Origin of the sequence: Sphingosinicella soli, from assembly GCF_014199685.1 — a bacterium.
Classification (GTDB): domain Bacteria; phylum Pseudomonadota; class Alphaproteobacteria; order Sphingomonadales; family Sphingomonadaceae; genus Sphingosinicella; species Sphingosinicella soli.
The window spans coordinates 55,332-69,461 of the sequence record NZ_JACHNZ010000006.1 but is presented as its reverse complement, the minus strand read 5'-3'; the positions used below and the strand labels follow the sequence as shown (position 1 = coordinate 69,461).

Annotated in this window: 15 protein-coding genes; 13 read left to right on the top strand and 2 right to left on the bottom strand. The window is 66.0% G+C overall.

Going from position 1 to position 14,130, the window contains the following annotated elements; translation table 11 throughout:
- Positions 1-6: 6 nt before the first annotated feature.
- Positions 7-2,244: a spermidine synthase gene (locus GGQ98_RS03925; protein WP_184065401.1), complete on the bottom strand. Its 2,238-nt coding sequence runs from the start codon at positions 2,242-2,244 to the stop codon at positions 7-9.
- Entirely contained in the window at positions 2,241-3,248 is a 1,008-nt protein-coding gene (hemB, locus tag GGQ98_RS03920) for a porphobilinogen synthase (RefSeq protein ID WP_184065396.1), read from the bottom strand. Before hemB ends, GGQ98_RS03925 begins: the two co-directional genes overlap by 4 nt.
- An 80-nt stretch (positions 3,249-3,328) precedes the next feature.
- On the opposite strand from hemB, the gene GGQ98_RS03915 reads away from it, so the two are divergent.
- From GGQ98_RS03915 to GGQ98_RS03855, 13 genes are all read left to right on the top strand, one after another.
- Positions 3,329-3,976, top strand: coding sequence for an MOSC domain-containing protein (locus tag GGQ98_RS03915; protein ID WP_184065393.1), 648 nt, complete (start codon positions 3,329-3,331; stop codon positions 3,974-3,976).
- Complete coding sequence (gene murI / locus GGQ98_RS03910) at positions 3,973-4,764, top strand: glutamate racemase (RefSeq protein ID WP_184065390.1); 792 nt, start codon at positions 3,973-3,975, stop codon at positions 4,762-4,764. Before GGQ98_RS03915 ends, murI begins: the two co-directional genes overlap by 4 nt.
- Before the next feature lie 37 nt (positions 4,765-4,801).
- Positions 4,802-5,083 carry an AbrB/MazE/SpoVT family DNA-binding domain-containing protein gene (locus GGQ98_RS03905; RefSeq protein ID WP_243451682.1) on the top strand — a complete coding sequence of 94 codons (282 nt, stop codon included), beginning with the start codon at positions 4,802-4,804 and terminating at the stop codon, positions 5,081-5,083.
- Positions 5,084-5,085: 2 nt separating this feature from the next.
- Entirely contained in the window at positions 5,086-5,415 is a 330-nt protein-coding gene (gene mazF, locus GGQ98_RS03900) for an endoribonuclease MazF (RefSeq protein ID WP_341534127.1), read from the top strand.
- Positions 5,416-5,838, top strand: a complete 423-nt coding sequence (locus tag GGQ98_RS03895; RefSeq protein ID WP_243451681.1) for a PaaI family thioesterase — start codon at positions 5,416-5,418, stop codon at positions 5,836-5,838.
- 19 nt (positions 5,839-5,857) lie between these two features.
- Positions 5,858-6,886, top strand: a complete 1,029-nt coding sequence (locus GGQ98_RS03890; RefSeq protein ID WP_184065384.1) for an enoyl-CoA hydratase/isomerase family protein — start codon at positions 5,858-5,860, stop codon at positions 6,884-6,886.
- On the top strand, positions 6,883-8,010 hold the full coding sequence (locus tag GGQ98_RS03885; RefSeq protein WP_184065381.1) for a carboxylate--amine ligase: 1,128 nt from the start codon (positions 6,883-6,885) through the stop codon (positions 8,008-8,010). The genes GGQ98_RS03890 and GGQ98_RS03885 overlap by 4 nt, the downstream gene beginning before the upstream one ends.
- A 31-nt stretch (positions 8,011-8,041) precedes the next feature.
- Complete coding sequence (locus GGQ98_RS03880) at positions 8,042-9,184, top strand: prenyltransferase/squalene oxidase repeat-containing protein (protein ID WP_184065378.1); 1,143 nt, start codon at positions 8,042-8,044, stop codon at positions 9,182-9,184.
- Between the two features lie 126 nt (positions 9,185-9,310).
- Positions 9,311-10,525 (top strand): 5-aminolevulinate synthase, encoded by a 1,215-nt coding sequence (gene hemA, locus GGQ98_RS03875; RefSeq protein WP_184065375.1) that lies wholly within the window; start codon positions 9,311-9,313, stop codon positions 10,523-10,525.
- Positions 10,526-10,568: 43 nt separating this feature from the next.
- Complete coding sequence (locus tag GGQ98_RS03870; RefSeq protein WP_184065372.1) at positions 10,569-11,555, top strand: patatin-like phospholipase family protein; 987 nt, start codon at positions 10,569-10,571, stop codon at positions 11,553-11,555.
- A 120-nt stretch (positions 11,556-11,675) separates the two neighbouring features.
- On the top strand, positions 11,676-12,221 hold the full coding sequence (gene def, locus GGQ98_RS03865) for a peptide deformylase (RefSeq protein ID WP_184065369.1): 546 nt from the start codon (positions 11,676-11,678) through the stop codon (positions 12,219-12,221).
- Positions 12,221-12,616: a DUF983 domain-containing protein gene (locus GGQ98_RS03860; protein ID WP_184065366.1), complete on the top strand. Its 396-nt coding sequence runs from the start codon at positions 12,221-12,223 to the stop codon at positions 12,614-12,616. The genes def and GGQ98_RS03860 overlap by 1 nt, the downstream gene beginning before the upstream one ends.
- 159 nt (positions 12,617-12,775) lie before the next feature.
- Complete coding sequence (locus tag GGQ98_RS03855) at positions 12,776-14,116, top strand: surface lipoprotein assembly modifier (RefSeq protein WP_184065363.1); 1,341 nt, start codon at positions 12,776-12,778, stop codon at positions 14,114-14,116.
- Positions 14,117-14,130 lie beyond the last annotated feature (14 nt).

The following is a 14,130-nucleotide window of genomic DNA, read 5'->3' as shown; positions in this document are numbered from 1 at the left end:
CGGAGCTTACTGCTGCTTCAAAACCGGAATGATGCTCGCGAAATCGTCGGTCCAAGGCTTCAGGCCGGGCTTTTCGCGCAGCATCGCCCAGCCTGCGGGCCCTGCGCCGCCGCCGTACATCAGATCCTGCATCCGTGTTTCGGTGGGGGTGAGCGCCACCCAGATCGAGCGCGAATAATCGAGGCCGGGAAGGCCGGGATCATAGGGGGAATGGTCGCGCACGCGGGCGGTCCAGCCCATGTCGGCCGCGATCGCGGCGATCACCGGCTGCAGATCGATATGGCGGTTCGAGATGTGGACCATCAGCACACCGTCCGGCCTCAGCGCCCTCGCATAGACCTCGAACGCCTCGGTGGTCATCAGGTGCATGGGGATGGCGTCTGACGTGAAGGCATCGATGGCGAGCAGATCGTATGTGCGCGCGGGCTCCTGCTCCAGCGACAGGCGCGCGTCGCCCATGACGATGCGCATGTCGGGCGTACAGCGCGAAACATAGGTGAACAGCCGCTCGTCCTTTGCCAGCCGGACCACCAGCGGATCAATCTCGAATGCCGTCCAGCCCTGTCCGGGAACGGCGAAGCACGAGAGGGAGCCGGTGCCGAGCCCGACATAGCCGACCTTGGCAAAACGTCCGGCGATTTTCGGCAGCGCTTCGAAGGACTCCGCGACGCCGCTGCCCTTCGCATAATAGGATTGCGGTTCGGTCTGAAGTTCCGGGATCAGGCTCTGCACGCCGTGCAGCGTGGTGCCGTGCTCGAGCTGGCGGATCAGCCGCGTGTTATCCGCCTTCACGGTGTAAATGCCGAAGAAACTGCGCTCGCGGGCAAGCTCTATGCGGCTGATCGCGAGCGCCTGCCAACCGCCGAGGCCGAGCATAAGGGCAGCGAAGCAGGCCGCGAAGGTAAGCCGCCGCCCGATCGACAGCACGGCGGCAAGCGCGATGAATGCCAGCGCAGGCGCGGCCGTCTCGGCGCGGTCGGCCAGGATCAGCTCGCTATGCACCCACCACGACGCGACAAGCGCAGCAACCGGCAAGGCGATGCCGAGAACGAGGCCCCGCCGGCCTTTCCACAGCATGCCGATGCGTTTCGTAAGAGGCTTCGCGGGGATCAGCGCCGCCGCGCAGACGAGCAGGATCGGATGCTCGTACACCCAATCGAACACCAGCGGCGCAAAGATCGCGGCGAACAGCCCGCCGAGCACGCCGCCCGCGGAAATCCAGAGGTAAAAGTCCGTAAGCTGCGACGGCGGCGGGCGCCGCGCGGCGAGATGGCCGTGCAGTGCCAGCGCCACGACAAACAGCAGCACGAGGTTGGTGAGCGCCATCAGCAGCGCGAAGGCGCCCTGCGCGAGGAACGTGTAGCCGCCCAGCAGCAACAGCACGAGGGGCGCCGCCAGCTTCGCATGCTTGACGAAGATCGCCCCGCCCATCGAGAAGGCGACGATGAAGGTTACGAGATAGAGCGCCAGCGGCACCACCCAGAGCATGGGCACGGCCACGATGTCGGTGGTGAGGTGCGTCGTCGTCGAGAGCAGCAGGCCGGAGGGGACAGCGGCAAGCGCTGTCCAGATCGCGCGCTCGCGCCATGACGCGGGCGGGGCGGCTTCGGCGGCGGGCGCCGGATCGCGCGCCGGGCGCCGGGCACAGAACGCGACGAGCAGCGCGAGGACCACGAACCCGGCAGACCACAGCCATGCCTGCTCCTTCAGCCGCAGATACGGCTCCACCGCGAACGGATAGGCGAGGAGGGCGAGCAGGCTGCCCGCGTTGCTCGCCGCGTAGAGGAAATACGGGTCCGCCGCCGCCGGATCGTCGACGCGCGCGTACCACGACTGCATCAGCGGCGCCTGCGCGGCGACGACGAAGAACACCGGGCCGATCGAAGCACCGAGCAGCACCAGCAGCCACAGCATCGGCGGCAGCGTCTCGCGGCCTGCGATGTCGGCGAGGCCGATCGGAAGCGTCAGCGCGGCGATCGCGAAGACGGCGAGATGCCCCAGCATCTGACGCTGCTGCGTAAAACGGCTGATCGCGTGGGCATACACGTACCCCGCAAGCAGCATCGCCTGGTAGAACAGCATGGCGACGTTCCACACCGCAGGCGCGCCGCCCAGGGTCGGCAGCGCCATGCGGCCGAGCATCGGCTGGATGAGGAACAGCAGGAACGAGCCGAGGAAGATCGTCGCGATGAACAGCGGCCGCGCCGCAAACCCCCGCGTCTTGACGCCCCCGGCGGCGGTCATCCGAGCAGCCGCGCCGCGTCGCGCGCGTAATAGGTGAGAACGCCCGAGCAGCCCGCCCGGCGAAACGCCGTCAGCGCCTCGATGATCATGCGGTCGCGCTCGATCAGCCCGGCGCGCGCGGCGGTTTCCAGCATCGCGTACTCGCCGGAGACCTGATAGGCGAACACGGGGATGTTGAAGGCGTCCTTCACCCGCGCGATCACGTCGAGATAGGGCATTCCCGGCTTCACCATCACGCTGTCGGCGCCCTCCGCGATGTCGAGCGCGACTTCGCGCAGCGCCTCGTCGGCGTTTGCCGGGTCCATCTGGTAGGTCTTCTTGTCGCCCTTCAGATACCCGCCGGAACCGACCGCGTCGCGGAACGGGCCGTAGAAGGCGGAGGCGTATTTGGCGGCGTAGCTCATGATCTGCACGTCGTGGAAGTTGCCCGCCTCCAGCACCTTGCGGATCGCGGCGACGCGGCCGTCCATCATGTCCGACGGGGCGATGATGTCCGCCCCGGCGCGGGCCTGCACGAGCGCCTGGCCCTGCAGCATCTCGATGGTCTCGTCGTTGAGGATGCGGCCGTCTTCGGAAAGCAGGCCGTCGTGGCCGTGCGTCGTGTAGGGGTCGAGCGCCACATCGGTCAGCACGCCGATGCCGGGCGCGGCAGCTTTGATGGCCTTGATCGCGCGGCAGGTGAGGTTGTCGGGGTTCAGCGCCTCGCGACCGTCGGCGGTGCGGCGTTCGGGCGGCGTGCTCGGGAACAGCGCGATGCAGGGGATGCCGAGGCTTTCGGCTTCCTTCGCGGCCTGCGCGATCAGATCGACCGACAGGCGATCGACGCCCGGCATCGTCGGCACCGGCGTGCGCTCGCCCGCGCCCTCGGTAACGAACAGCGGCCAGATGAAATCGGCCGGAGACAGCGCCACTTCGGCGAACAGCGCACGCGACCATGCATGCGCACGGGGGCGTCTCAGGCGGGTGGCGGGGTAAGCAGCGGCAGGCTTTGGAACGGACGGCATGGCGGCATCTATGGTCGAAAACGGATGCGTTGAGAAGCGCGGGCTTTACCAGGGTGCGTCGCGGGCGCTAAGCGCGGATCATGACGGGACTCGCCATCGAAGCCGTGCTCACCGGCACGCCGCGCCTTCTGCGCGGCGACGAGATGAGTGCCATTGCAAAAAAACCCGTCGATGGCCCGGTGGCGGTGACGCCGCTCGGCCTTGAGGGCGATGCGCAGGCGGATACCGAAAGCCACGGCGGCATCGACATGGCGATCCACCATTATCCGCGCGATCATTATGCGTTCTGGGCGAGCCTGATGCCGGACCAGCCGCTGCTCCGCGCGGCGGGCGCCTTCGGCGAGAATATCTCGACCACGGGCCTTGATGAGAACGCGGCCTGCATCGGCGACCGCTACCGGCTCGGCATCGCGCTTGTTGAAATCTCGCAGGGGCGCCAGCCGTGCTGGAAACCCGCGCATCGGCTCGGGCGGCCGCTGCTCGTCGCCGAAATCGTCAAGACCGGCCGTTCAGGCTGGTACTACCGCGTGATCGAGCCGGGGGTGGTCGCGGCGGGCGACACGCTGCGGCTGGAGGATCGCCCGTTGCCCGCGTGGACGGTCGCGCGGGTTTTCGGCCTGATCGTCGGCACCGCCCGAAAAACCGATCCGGCCGGGCTCAAGGCTGTTGCAGGGCTGACGCCACTCTCCGCCGAATGGCGGGAGCGTGCGCGCAGGCTGGCGGCATGACCTGCGCGCCCGTTCTGGTGTTCGATTCGGGCATGGGCGGGCTCTCCGTGCTCGGCCCCATCCGCGCCGCGCTGCCGCAGAGTCCGATCGTTTACGTGGCCGACAACGCCGGTTTCCCCTACGGCAGCAAGAGCGAGGCGGAGATCGCCGCGCGCGTGCCCGCGCTGCTCGGTCGCCTGACGGAACGCTACCGGCCCCGGCTGATCGTCATCGCCTGCAACACCGCCTCCACGATCGCGCTGGCGCATGTGCGCGCAGCGCTCGATGTGCCGGTGGTCGGCACCGTGCCCGCGATCAAGCCGGCCGCCGAGGCAACGCAGACGAAGGTGATCGGCGTGCTGGGCACGCCCGCCACGGTGCGGCAGGCCTATGTCGACAATCTCGCCGCCGAGTTCGCGTCGGACTGCGTCGTACTTCGCCACGGTACGCCGGACCTCGCGGCGACGGCGGAGGCAAAGCTGCGCGGGGAAACGGTTCCGGCGGAGGACTATGCGGCCGTAATGGCGGGCCTCACGGACCAGCCGCACGGCGCGGATATGGACACTGTCGTGCTTGCCTGCACGCACTTCCCGCTGGTGGAGGAGGAGCTTGCCGCCGCTGCGCGCCGCCCGATGCGGTTCGTTCACGGCGGGCAGGGGATCGCGCGCCGCGTCGCGCACCTGCTGCAGGGTGCCGACTGGACGGGCTGCGAACCGACGGGCCTTGCTGTTTTCACGGCTAGAGACGAAAAATCCGCCGCGCTCGCGCCAGCGCTCGCGGCGCGCGGATTGGATAGCGCCTATCTTTGACTGCCACGCCTGTATCTACATTGTATAAACAGCATGGATGCCCTATGTACCGGAATGTGAAGATCGGGGTGCTGCCATGCGCGTTCAGGTGAAAAAATGGGGCAACAGTGCCTCCGTGCGGATTCCGGTGTCGGTCATGACAGCCGTGAACCTGCGTATCGATCAGCCTGTGGACGTCCGTGAACAGGACGGGTGCATCATTATCGAGCCCCTCCGCGCGCCCGCCTACGACCTTGATTCGCTTCTTGAAAACATGAAGCCGGAGACGTTTCCGGAAGACGTGGACTTCGGGGAGCCGGTCGGCAAGGAGATCTGGTAGTGGTGCGGTACGTGCCGGAGGCGGGCGATGTCGTCTGGCTCCATTTCGATCCGCAGGCGGGGCACGAGCAGGCTGGTCACCGGCCCGCGCTCGTGTTGTCCCCGTCGCGCTACAATGGCGTGCGGGGCATGATGATCTGCTGCCCCATGACATCGCGGATCAAGGACTATCCCTTCGAGGTCGTGGACAGCGTTGACCCGCCGAGTGTCGTGCTTGCCGATCAGGTCAAAAGTCTGGACTGGAAAGCGCGCCGCGCCACCAAAAAGGGCGCCGTGTCAGCCGAGACGCTGGCGCATGTTCAGGCGAAAATCCGGGCATTGTTGGAGCTTTAGATGTCTGCAGTCCTGCCGAACGCCGATCTGCTCGCCCGCCTCAACGCCGATCTGCCGCCGACAGGCATTCTGCTCGGGGCGGAGATTCTGGAGCTGGATCCGGTGGGCCGGGTGCGTATGTCGTTTGTGGCGACGCCCGCCTTCTGCAACCCGAACGGCACCGTGCAGGGCGGCATCGTTGCCGCGATGCTCGACGATGCGGCGGAAATGGCCTGCGTGGCGCAGGCGGGCAAACGCATCTTCGTCGCGACGATCGAAATGAAGGTGAGCTTCCTGCTGCCCGCAAAGGCCGGAAAACTCTATGCGGAGGGGCGCGTCATCAAGCGGGGGCGCATGATCGCTTTCCTGGAGGCCGACCTTTTCGATGGCGAAGGCGCGCTCCTTGCGCGTATGACCTCCACCGCCGCACCGCGCGCATTCTGAACGACGTGAAGGGATCCGGATGACTGACGACATCGTGTTCGAAAAGCGCGGTCGCGCCGGGCTGATGACACTGAATCGCCCGCAGGCGCTGAATGCGCTCAACCGCGAGATGTGCCTCGCGCTGCACGGCCAGCTCGATGCGTGGGCCAAGGACGACGACGTTTCGGTGGTGATCATTCGCGGCGCGGGCGAGAAGGCGTTCTGCGCGGGCGGCGATGTCGTGGGCCTCTACCATGCGGGCAAGGAAGGCACGCCCGACTGGGAAGGCTTCTTCGCGGACGAATACCGCATGAACCTCGCCATCGGCACGTTTCCCAAGCCCTATGTGGCGCTCGTCGACGGGTTCAGCATGGGCGGCGGCGTCGGCGTCTCCGTCCACGCGCCGTACCGCGTCGTTACCGAAAAGACGCTGTTCGCCATGCCCGAAACCGGCATCGGCCTTATTCCCGATGTCGGCGGAACGCACGCTCTTGCGCAGATGCCGGGTGAAATCGGCACCTATCTGGGCCTTACCGGCGCGCGGCTGAAAGCGGCGGATTGCATGTACGCAGGCTACGGCACGCACCACACTGCAAGCGAACGGATCGAGGCGCTTACCGACGCGCTCGCCGAGGGCGGCGACGTGGCGGCGACACTGAACGCCTTCCATTCAGACGCGGGGCCTGCGCCGCTTGCCGAGGTTCGCGACGAGATCGACCGGCATTTCGCGTTCGATACCGTCGAGGCGATGATGGAATCGCTTTCGCTCGGCGGCGACTGGGCCGTTGCGCAGCGCGACACGTTGATGAAGATGTCGCCGACGAGCATGAAGATCAGCCTCCGCGCGCTTCGCGAGGCGAAGCGCGACGACCTCGCCGGGTGTCTGCGCCGCGAATACCGCGTGGTTTCCGCGATCAAGTCCGGCCACGATTTCTTCGAAGGCATTCGCGCGCAGCTGATCGACAAGGACAAGTCGCCGCGCTGGCGCCCGGCCGCGCTGCGCGATGTGACGGATGAAATGGTGGACGGCTATTTCGTGCCCCCGCCCTGGGGAGACCTCAGCTTTTGAGCGGCAGCGCGCTTGTCGTCGGCCTTGGCCTGAACGGCCTCGGCGTCGTGCGGTCGCTGGCGGCGGCGGGCATCCGCGTGCATGCCTTCGACGACGCGATGGGGCCGTTTTCAGCGACGCGGCACGCGACGAAGACAAAGGCCCCGCTTGCCGGCGAAGGGCTGGTCGACGCGCTTGCGGCTTACCGCGCCACGCGCGATCACGATCCCGTGCTGTTCCTCACCCGCGAGGACAGCGTTGCGACCGTTGCGGTGAACCGGGACCGGATTCCCGGCTACCGGATCGCCATGCCGGACCGCGATATCGTCGAGGCGATGGTCAACAAGGATCGGTTCATGCCGATCGCGCTGCAGGCCGGGCTTGCGGTTCCCCGCACGGTGACGCTGCGCAGCGCCGATGACCTGCCGCTTCTGCAAACGCTGACGCCGCCGCTGATCGTGAAGCCGAGCGAACATGTCGCAGCGTATCAGGCGCGCTTCAAGAAGGCCTATGTGTTCGAAAGCGCGGACGCCGCAGCGCCTATGATCCCCGACATGCTCGCCGCGGCGGGGGAACTCGTGGCGCAGGAATACGTGCCGGGTGACGACGGCAGCGTTTTCTTCTGCCTCGCCTATTTCGGCGCGAACGGCGACATGCTTGCCGCTTACACCGGCTACAAGACCGCGAGTTGGCCGCCGCGTGTCGGCGGCACTGCAGGCTGCGCGCCCGCGCCCGAAGCGCACGCGCGCCTTGCCGCGGATACGCAGGCGTTTTTCGCGGCGGCGCGGTTTCAGGGCATGGGCAGCCTGGAGTTCAAACGTCATGCGCAGACGGGCGCATTCTCCATGATCGAGCCCACCGCGTGCCGCACGGATTACCAGTCCGAGCTGGCGACGCTGAACGGCATCAACCTTCCCGCCGTCCAGTACGCGGACCAGATGCGGCGTCCGCTGCCTGCCGCGCAGCCGGTTCACCGCCACGGCTGGCGCGATCCGGGCGCGGTTGCCTCCGGCGCGGTTGTGCCCCGATCCGGGGCCGGCTGGCGCGCTGTCGATGCGATCTGGCGTAGCGACGATCCCGGCCCATGGCTCGCGCTCGGCCGCAGCCGTATCGCGCGCAAGCTCGGCCTCGCCGGGCGGCGATGAAACCTTAACCGACTCGCTTTAGGCAGTGGCCATGCTCAATACCTTGAAATCGCTCTACAACGACTTCCAGCTTGCCCCCGCCGAGCGCGCGGCGAAGAAGCGCGACGCGGCGGGCCTGCCGTTCGCCGATCCCGGCATCGATGCGGCTGTCGCAGCCTGCACGGCGTGGCTCGGCCGCGCGCAGGACTTTTCGGCGACCGCCGACGGCGGCGTCGCGCGGGACTATCACGTCGCGAAAGGGTGGGCGACGAGCTACCCCGAAACGACCGGCTACATCATCCCGACGCTGCTGACGCTGGGCGAGGAAGCCCGCGCGCGGCGCATGCTCGACTGGCTCTGCGCGATCCAGCTTGAAGACGGCGGCTTCCAGGGCGGCAAGATCGACGCCGTGCCGGTGCAGGCCGTGACCTTCAACACCGGCCAGATTCTGATCGGCCTCGCCATCGGCGCGCGCGTGCTCGGCGATGCGAAATACCTTGAAGCCATGCACGGCGCCGCGCGTTTCCTGCGGGATTCGCTCGACCCGGACGGCTGCTGGCGCTCGCACCCGTCGCCGTTCACGCACGCGGGCGAGAAGGCCTATGAAACGCATGTGTCGTGGGGCCTGTTCGAAGCTGAGCGCACCGCGCCGGGCGAAGGCTACGGCGCGGCGGGGCTGCGGCAGGTCGATTGGGCGCTCGGCAAGATGCAGGCAAACGGCTGGGTCGATGATTGCTGCCTGCAGCACAAGGACAAGCCGCTCACGCACACGCTCGGCTACTACCTGCGCGGCGTCGTCGAGGCGCACCGGCTTTCGGGCGAGCCGCGCTATCTGGACGCGGCGCTGAAGATGGCGCACGGCCTTCTCGGCGCGCTGCGCGGCGACGGCGCGCTTCCGGGGCGTTTGCGGTCGGACTGGTCGGCGGCGGTCGATTGGTCGTGTCTCACCGGCAATGTGCAGATCGCCGAAAGCCTGTTCTATCTGGCTCCGCTCGGCGGCGGCGAAGCCTTCGTGACGGCGGGGAGGGGGCTCAACGCCTTCGTGCGCCGCACCATCGCGCTTGAAGGCGACCCTGATCTCGTCGGCGGCGTGCGCGGTTCGTTCCCCATCGACGGCGAGTACGGCCAGTGGGCGTACCTCAACTGGGCGGCGAAATTCGCCATTGACAGTTTTCGTGTCGAGAAGTCGCTCTAAGTCATTCCAGCCCCTCACAAAGTTGCGAATAAATCGCAAGAGATGCCTGCGACATAAAGTGGGGTGACGGACACGCCACCTCCGATGTAAAGCGGTCAAAACGGCGGGCAGAACGGGTTAGAGCGCGTGGACTATAACCGTATTTTTCAGGACGCGATCGATCGGCTTCATGCCGAGGGCCGCTACCGCGTTTTCATCGACATTCTGCGCAATCGCGGCAACTACCCGAACGCGCGCTGCTTCGCCGGTCACAACGGCGCACGCCCGATCACCGTGTGGTGCTCCAACGATTATCTGGGCATGGGCCAGAACCCGAGCGTTATCGCCGCGATGGAAGAAACGCTGCGTGATGTCGGCGCGGGCTCCGGCGGCACGCGCAACATCGGCGGCAACACGCACTATCACCTGGAACTCGAGAACGAGCTGGCGGAGCTTCACGACAAGGAAGCCGCGCTGCTCTTCACCTCGGGCTATATCTCGAACGAGGCGACGCTCTCCACGCTCGGCAAGCTGCTGCCCGGCTGCATCGTGTTTTCAGACGAGCTGAACCACGCCTCTATGATCGCGGGCATTCGCGGCGCGGGCTGCGAAAAGCGCGTGTTCCGCCACAACGACCTCGAACACCTCGAAGAACTGCTTGCCGAGGCGCCCGCCGACGCTGCGAAGCTGATCGCGTTCGAAAGCGTCTACTCGATGGACGGCGACGTCGCCCCGATCGCGGAAATCTGCGACCTCGCCGACAAGTACAACGCGCTCACCTACCTCGATGAAGTCCACGCGGTCGGCATGTACGGCGACCACGGCGGCGGCATTTCAGAACGCGACGGCGTCGCGCACCGCCTCACCATCATCGAAGGCACGCTCGCCAAGGCATTCGGCATCATGGGCGGCTACATCGCCGCATCGAAAACGCTGACCGACGTGATCCGCAGCTACGCGCCCGGCTTCATCTTCACGACCAGCCTTGCGCCGGTCCTCGTCGCAGGCGCGCTCGCAAGCGTGCGGCACCTGAAATCGTCCTCCGTCGAGCGCGAAGGCCAGCAGGCCGCCGCCGAAATGCTGAAGACGAAAATGGGCGACGCAGGCCTGCCCGTGATGCCGTCGACCACGCACATCGTGCCGCTGCTCATCGGCGACCCCGCGAAGTGCAAGAAGATCAGCGACATCCTGCTGATCGAATACGGCGTCTACGTGCAGCCGATCAACTACCCCACCGTGCCGCGCGGCACGGAGCGGCTGCGCTTCACCCCCGGTCCCACCCACAGCGAGGCGATGATGGACGACCTCGTCCGCGCGCTCGCGGAAATCTGGGACCGTCTGGAAATGCGCCTCGCAGCCTGAACGGCGCATAGGCAAGGGCCGGGGCGCACGCTAAGCTCCCGTCATGGCGACGAAAACAATCAATCTTGCGCTTCAGGGCGGCGGTAGCCACGGCGCTTTTACGTGGGGCGTGCTCGATCGGCTGCTTGAAGACAAGCGCATCGAACTTTCCGCCATATCGGGCACCAGTGCGGGGGCGATGAATGCTGCCGCGCTTGCGCAGGGCTGGGTGAGCGGCGGGCGCGAGGGCGCGCGCGAGTGTCTCGATCAGTTCTGGAAGCGCGTGTCCGATGCGGCGATGTTCGTTCCCGTGCGCGATACGCCGTGGGAGACGTGGTGGAACGCGTGGACGAGTAACGTGATGCGCGCGATGAGCCCGTATCAATTCAACCCGGCCGGTTTCAACCCGCTGCGCGACATCGTCGCGGAGTCCTTCGATTTCGAAAAGATCGGAAGCTGCAAGGCGCTGACGCTGTTCATCGCGGCGACCAATGTGTTTACCGGCAAGGTGCGCGTGTTCACCGGCCCGGAGGTGACGGCGGACGTGCTCGCCGCGTCGGCCTGCCTGCCGCAACTGTTTCAAGCCGTGGAGATCGACGGCGAGCCGTATTGGGACGGCGGCTATATGGGCAATCCGGCACTGTTCCCGTTGTTCTACCATCCGGGGCCGGAAGACATACTGCTCGTGCAGGTCAGCCCGATCGAGCGGCGCCAGACGCCCACAAGCGTCGAGGATATCGACAATCGCATCGATGAAATCGCCTTCAACGGTTCGCTGCTGCGCGAACTGCGCGCCGTCGAGTTCGTCGACCGGCTGATCGAGGAGGGGCAGATCGTCGCGGGGAAGCGGTATCGCAAGATCCTGATGCACCGCGTCGACGGCGGCGAGGAGCTTGCCGCCTATCCCCCCGCCACAAAGGTGAACGCCGACTGGCCGTTCCTCACCGCACTGCGCGATCTCGGCCGCGTGAAGGCGGATCAGTGGCTGAAGGCGAACTACGGGGCGGTGGGGAAGAAGGCGACGCTCGATCTTCGGGGGATTTTTACCTAGCGCTGAGGTTGGGCCTTTGTACCTTGCAGACACGGCCGGACAGGCGAGGGTCGAGGCATGCATCACCGTGTGACACTCCGGCATCTTGACCGGACGCGCGCGCATACCTAGCTATCCGGCATGGCTATTCTACCCATTCTCGAGGCGCCGGACGCCCGGCTGCGGCAGCTCTCCGAACCCGTGGAGCGCGTCGATGACGACCTGCGCCGCCTGATGGACGATATGCTGGAAACGATGTACGACGCGCCCGGCATCGGCCTTGCCGCCATTCAGGTGGGCGTGGCGAAGCGCGTGCTGGTGATCGACCTGCAGGAACCCGCCGAGGGCGCGGAAGACACGCCCGCGAACCGCGTTAAGAATCCGCTCTATTTCGTGAACCCTGAAATCACCTGGGAATCCGAGGAACTGGTGACCTACAACGAGGGCTGCCTCTCCGTGCCCGAGCAATATGCCGACGTGGACCGGCCCGCGCGCATCCGCGCGACATGGCTCGATTACGATGGCAAGGCGCATGATGAGGAAATCGACGGCCTGCTCGCCACCTGCCTGCAGCACGAGATGGACCATCTGGAAGGCATCCTCTTCGTGGACCATCTTTCGAAGCTGAAGCGCGACATGCTGCTGAAAAAGCTGGCGAAGATCCGCAAGGGTGCGAAGGCCGCCTGATGACCCTTGAAACCGCAGAAGAGACGAACCGGAGCTTCCGGAGCTTCCTGCCGCGCGCGCTGGCGGGAAAATGCCCCGCCTGCGGCGAGGCGAAGCTGTTCCGCAGCTTCCTGAAACCGGTCGATCACTGCCCGAAATGCGGCGAGGCCTGGCACCACCATCAGGCCGACGATTTCCCGCCCTACATCGTCATCCTGCTGCTCGGCCACATTCTGGTGCCGACGATGTACGAGGTGAATACGGCGTTCGACGTGCCCTACGAATGGCAGATCCCGATCTGGATCACGCTTACCGCCGTGCTGGCGCTGGCGATGCTGCAACCCGTGAAGGGCGCAGTGATCGGGTATCAGTGGGCGAGGCGCCTGCACGGGTTCGGTGAAGAGGTGGTGGAGTAGGGCGCGCTGTGCCCAAGTTGATCCGCCGCCAGGCTGCCGGACACATCAATAAAACGCTCAGGTTTTGACATTAGGCCATCGGTCTGGTTTCGTCGGAATACGAAAAGGCCGGTGACGTGTGGCGTGATTTTCCAGTATTTGCTTCAGCCGCAGCCCGGCATGTTTAAGGCCCTGCTCCGGCTTGGTGCGCTGCTTGCCCTGGCATGTCCCGTTCACGTCTCTGCACAGTCCCGCGATGCCGAGCCTCGATCGGCGCAAGCGATGGAGCTTTCGGCAGCGCAGCTGTTCGATTTCGCCAAGCAGGCGCAGGCCGCAGACGATATTGAGGCGGCGCGGACGGCCTATCTCGCCTTGGCCAAAAACCCCGATATCGAAATCCGGACCGAGGCCCGTTTTCGTCTCGCGATGATGCTGTCAGAGACCGGGAAGCAGCATCGCGAGGCGGCCGTGCTGCTTCGGGAAATTCTTGATGAAAAGCCCAACGCGGCAAGGGTGCGGGTGGAACTGGCCCGGATACAGGCGTTGATGGGAAACATCGGCGCCGCGGAGCGCGAATTGCGGGCGGCGCAGGCTGCCGGGCTACCGCCTGAAATCGAGCCGCTTGTTCGTTTCTATGCTCAGGCCCTCGGCGCGCGGAAGCCCTTCGGCGGCAGTCTGGAGGTCGCGTTTGCGCCCGACAGCAACATCAATCGCGCCACGCGCTCCGAAACGCTGGGCACGGTGATCGGGGACTTTGACCTCAGCAGGGATGCGCGGGAAACATCGGGGCTCGGCGTGTCGCTGCGCGGGCAGGCGTACGCGCGCGCCCCGATCGATCCGCATGTCGACATCCTGCTGCGGGCTTCAGGCGCGGCGCGGGTGTACCGCGACGGCGAGTTCGACGATTATGCTGCGTCTCTTCAGGCCGGGCCGCAGGTTCTTTCCGGAACGGACAAGATCAGTCTTGCGGGGTTGGTGGCCTGGCGATGGTACGGGCGCAAGCCCTATGAGTTTTCATACGGCCTGTCCGCCAACGTCCAGCATCCGCTGGGCCGTCGCGGGCAGATGCGGGTGGACGGCGCCGCAACCCGGAGTGAGGATCGGCGTTCGTCTCTGCGCGATGCGGATCGCTATAGCCTTTCGGTCGGGATCGACCGGGCCTTTACATCCCGCTTCGGCGGCGGCGTGCAGGTTTCAGGGCTTCGGCAGACCGCGCGCGATCCCGGCTATTCCACAGCGAGCGGCGGCATCGGCGCCTACCTGTTTCTGGAAATGGGCAAGGTGACTTCGGTGCTGAGCGCGAAATACGAGCATCTTGAAGCCGACCGCAGGCTGTTTCTCTATCCGAAGCGCCGCGTGGATGACCGCTATGAGATCGGCCTTTCAGCGACGTTAAGAAAGTTCAGGGTAGGTTCATTCGCGCCCATATTGAAACTGTCTCGTGAACGGAACGTGTCGACCATAGAACTTTATGATTACACGCGCGTTTCAGGGGAAGTCGGGGTCACGGCAGCGTTCTAGTAGGCTGGGAGTAG

Excerpts from the sequence above, each read along its gene's own strand:
- GGQ98_RS03925 (WP_184065401.1), bottom strand. The coding sequence starts at position 2,244 with ATGACCGCCGCCGGGGGCGTCAAGACGCGGGGGTTTGCGGCGCGGCCG.
- hemB (WP_184065396.1), bottom strand. The coding sequence starts at position 3,248 with ATGCCGTCCGTTCCAAAGCCTGCCGCTGCTTACCCCGCCACCCGCCTG.
- GGQ98_RS03915 (WP_184065393.1), top strand. The coding sequence starts at position 3,329 with ATGACGGGACTCGCCATCGAAGCCGTGCTCACCGGCACGCCGCGCCTT.
- murI (WP_184065390.1), top strand. The coding sequence starts at position 3,973 with ATGACCTGCGCGCCCGTTCTGGTGTTCGATTCGGGCATGGGCGGGCTC.
- GGQ98_RS03905 (WP_243451682.1), top strand. The coding sequence starts at position 4,802 with ATGCCCTATGTACCGGAATGTGAAGATCGGGGTGCTGCCATGCGCGTT.
- GGQ98_RS03895 (WP_243451681.1), top strand. The coding sequence starts at position 5,416 with ATGTCTGCAGTCCTGCCGAACGCCGATCTGCTCGCCCGCCTCAACGCC.
- GGQ98_RS03890 (WP_184065384.1), top strand. The coding sequence starts at position 5,858 with ATGACTGACGACATCGTGTTCGAAAAGCGCGGTCGCGCCGGGCTGATG.
- GGQ98_RS03880 (WP_184065378.1), top strand. The coding sequence starts at position 8,042 with ATGCTCAATACCTTGAAATCGCTCTACAACGACTTCCAGCTTGCCCCC.
- GGQ98_RS03870 (WP_184065372.1), top strand. The coding sequence starts at position 10,569 with ATGGCGACGAAAACAATCAATCTTGCGCTTCAGGGCGGCGGTAGCCAC.
- def (WP_184065369.1), top strand. The coding sequence starts at position 11,676 with ATGGCTATTCTACCCATTCTCGAGGCGCCGGACGCCCGGCTGCGGCAG.
- GGQ98_RS03860 (WP_184065366.1), top strand. The coding sequence starts at position 12,221 with ATGACCCTTGAAACCGCAGAAGAGACGAACCGGAGCTTCCGGAGCTTC.
- GGQ98_RS03855 (WP_184065363.1), top strand. The coding sequence starts at position 12,776 with ATGTTTAAGGCCCTGCTCCGGCTTGGTGCGCTGCTTGCCCTGGCATGT.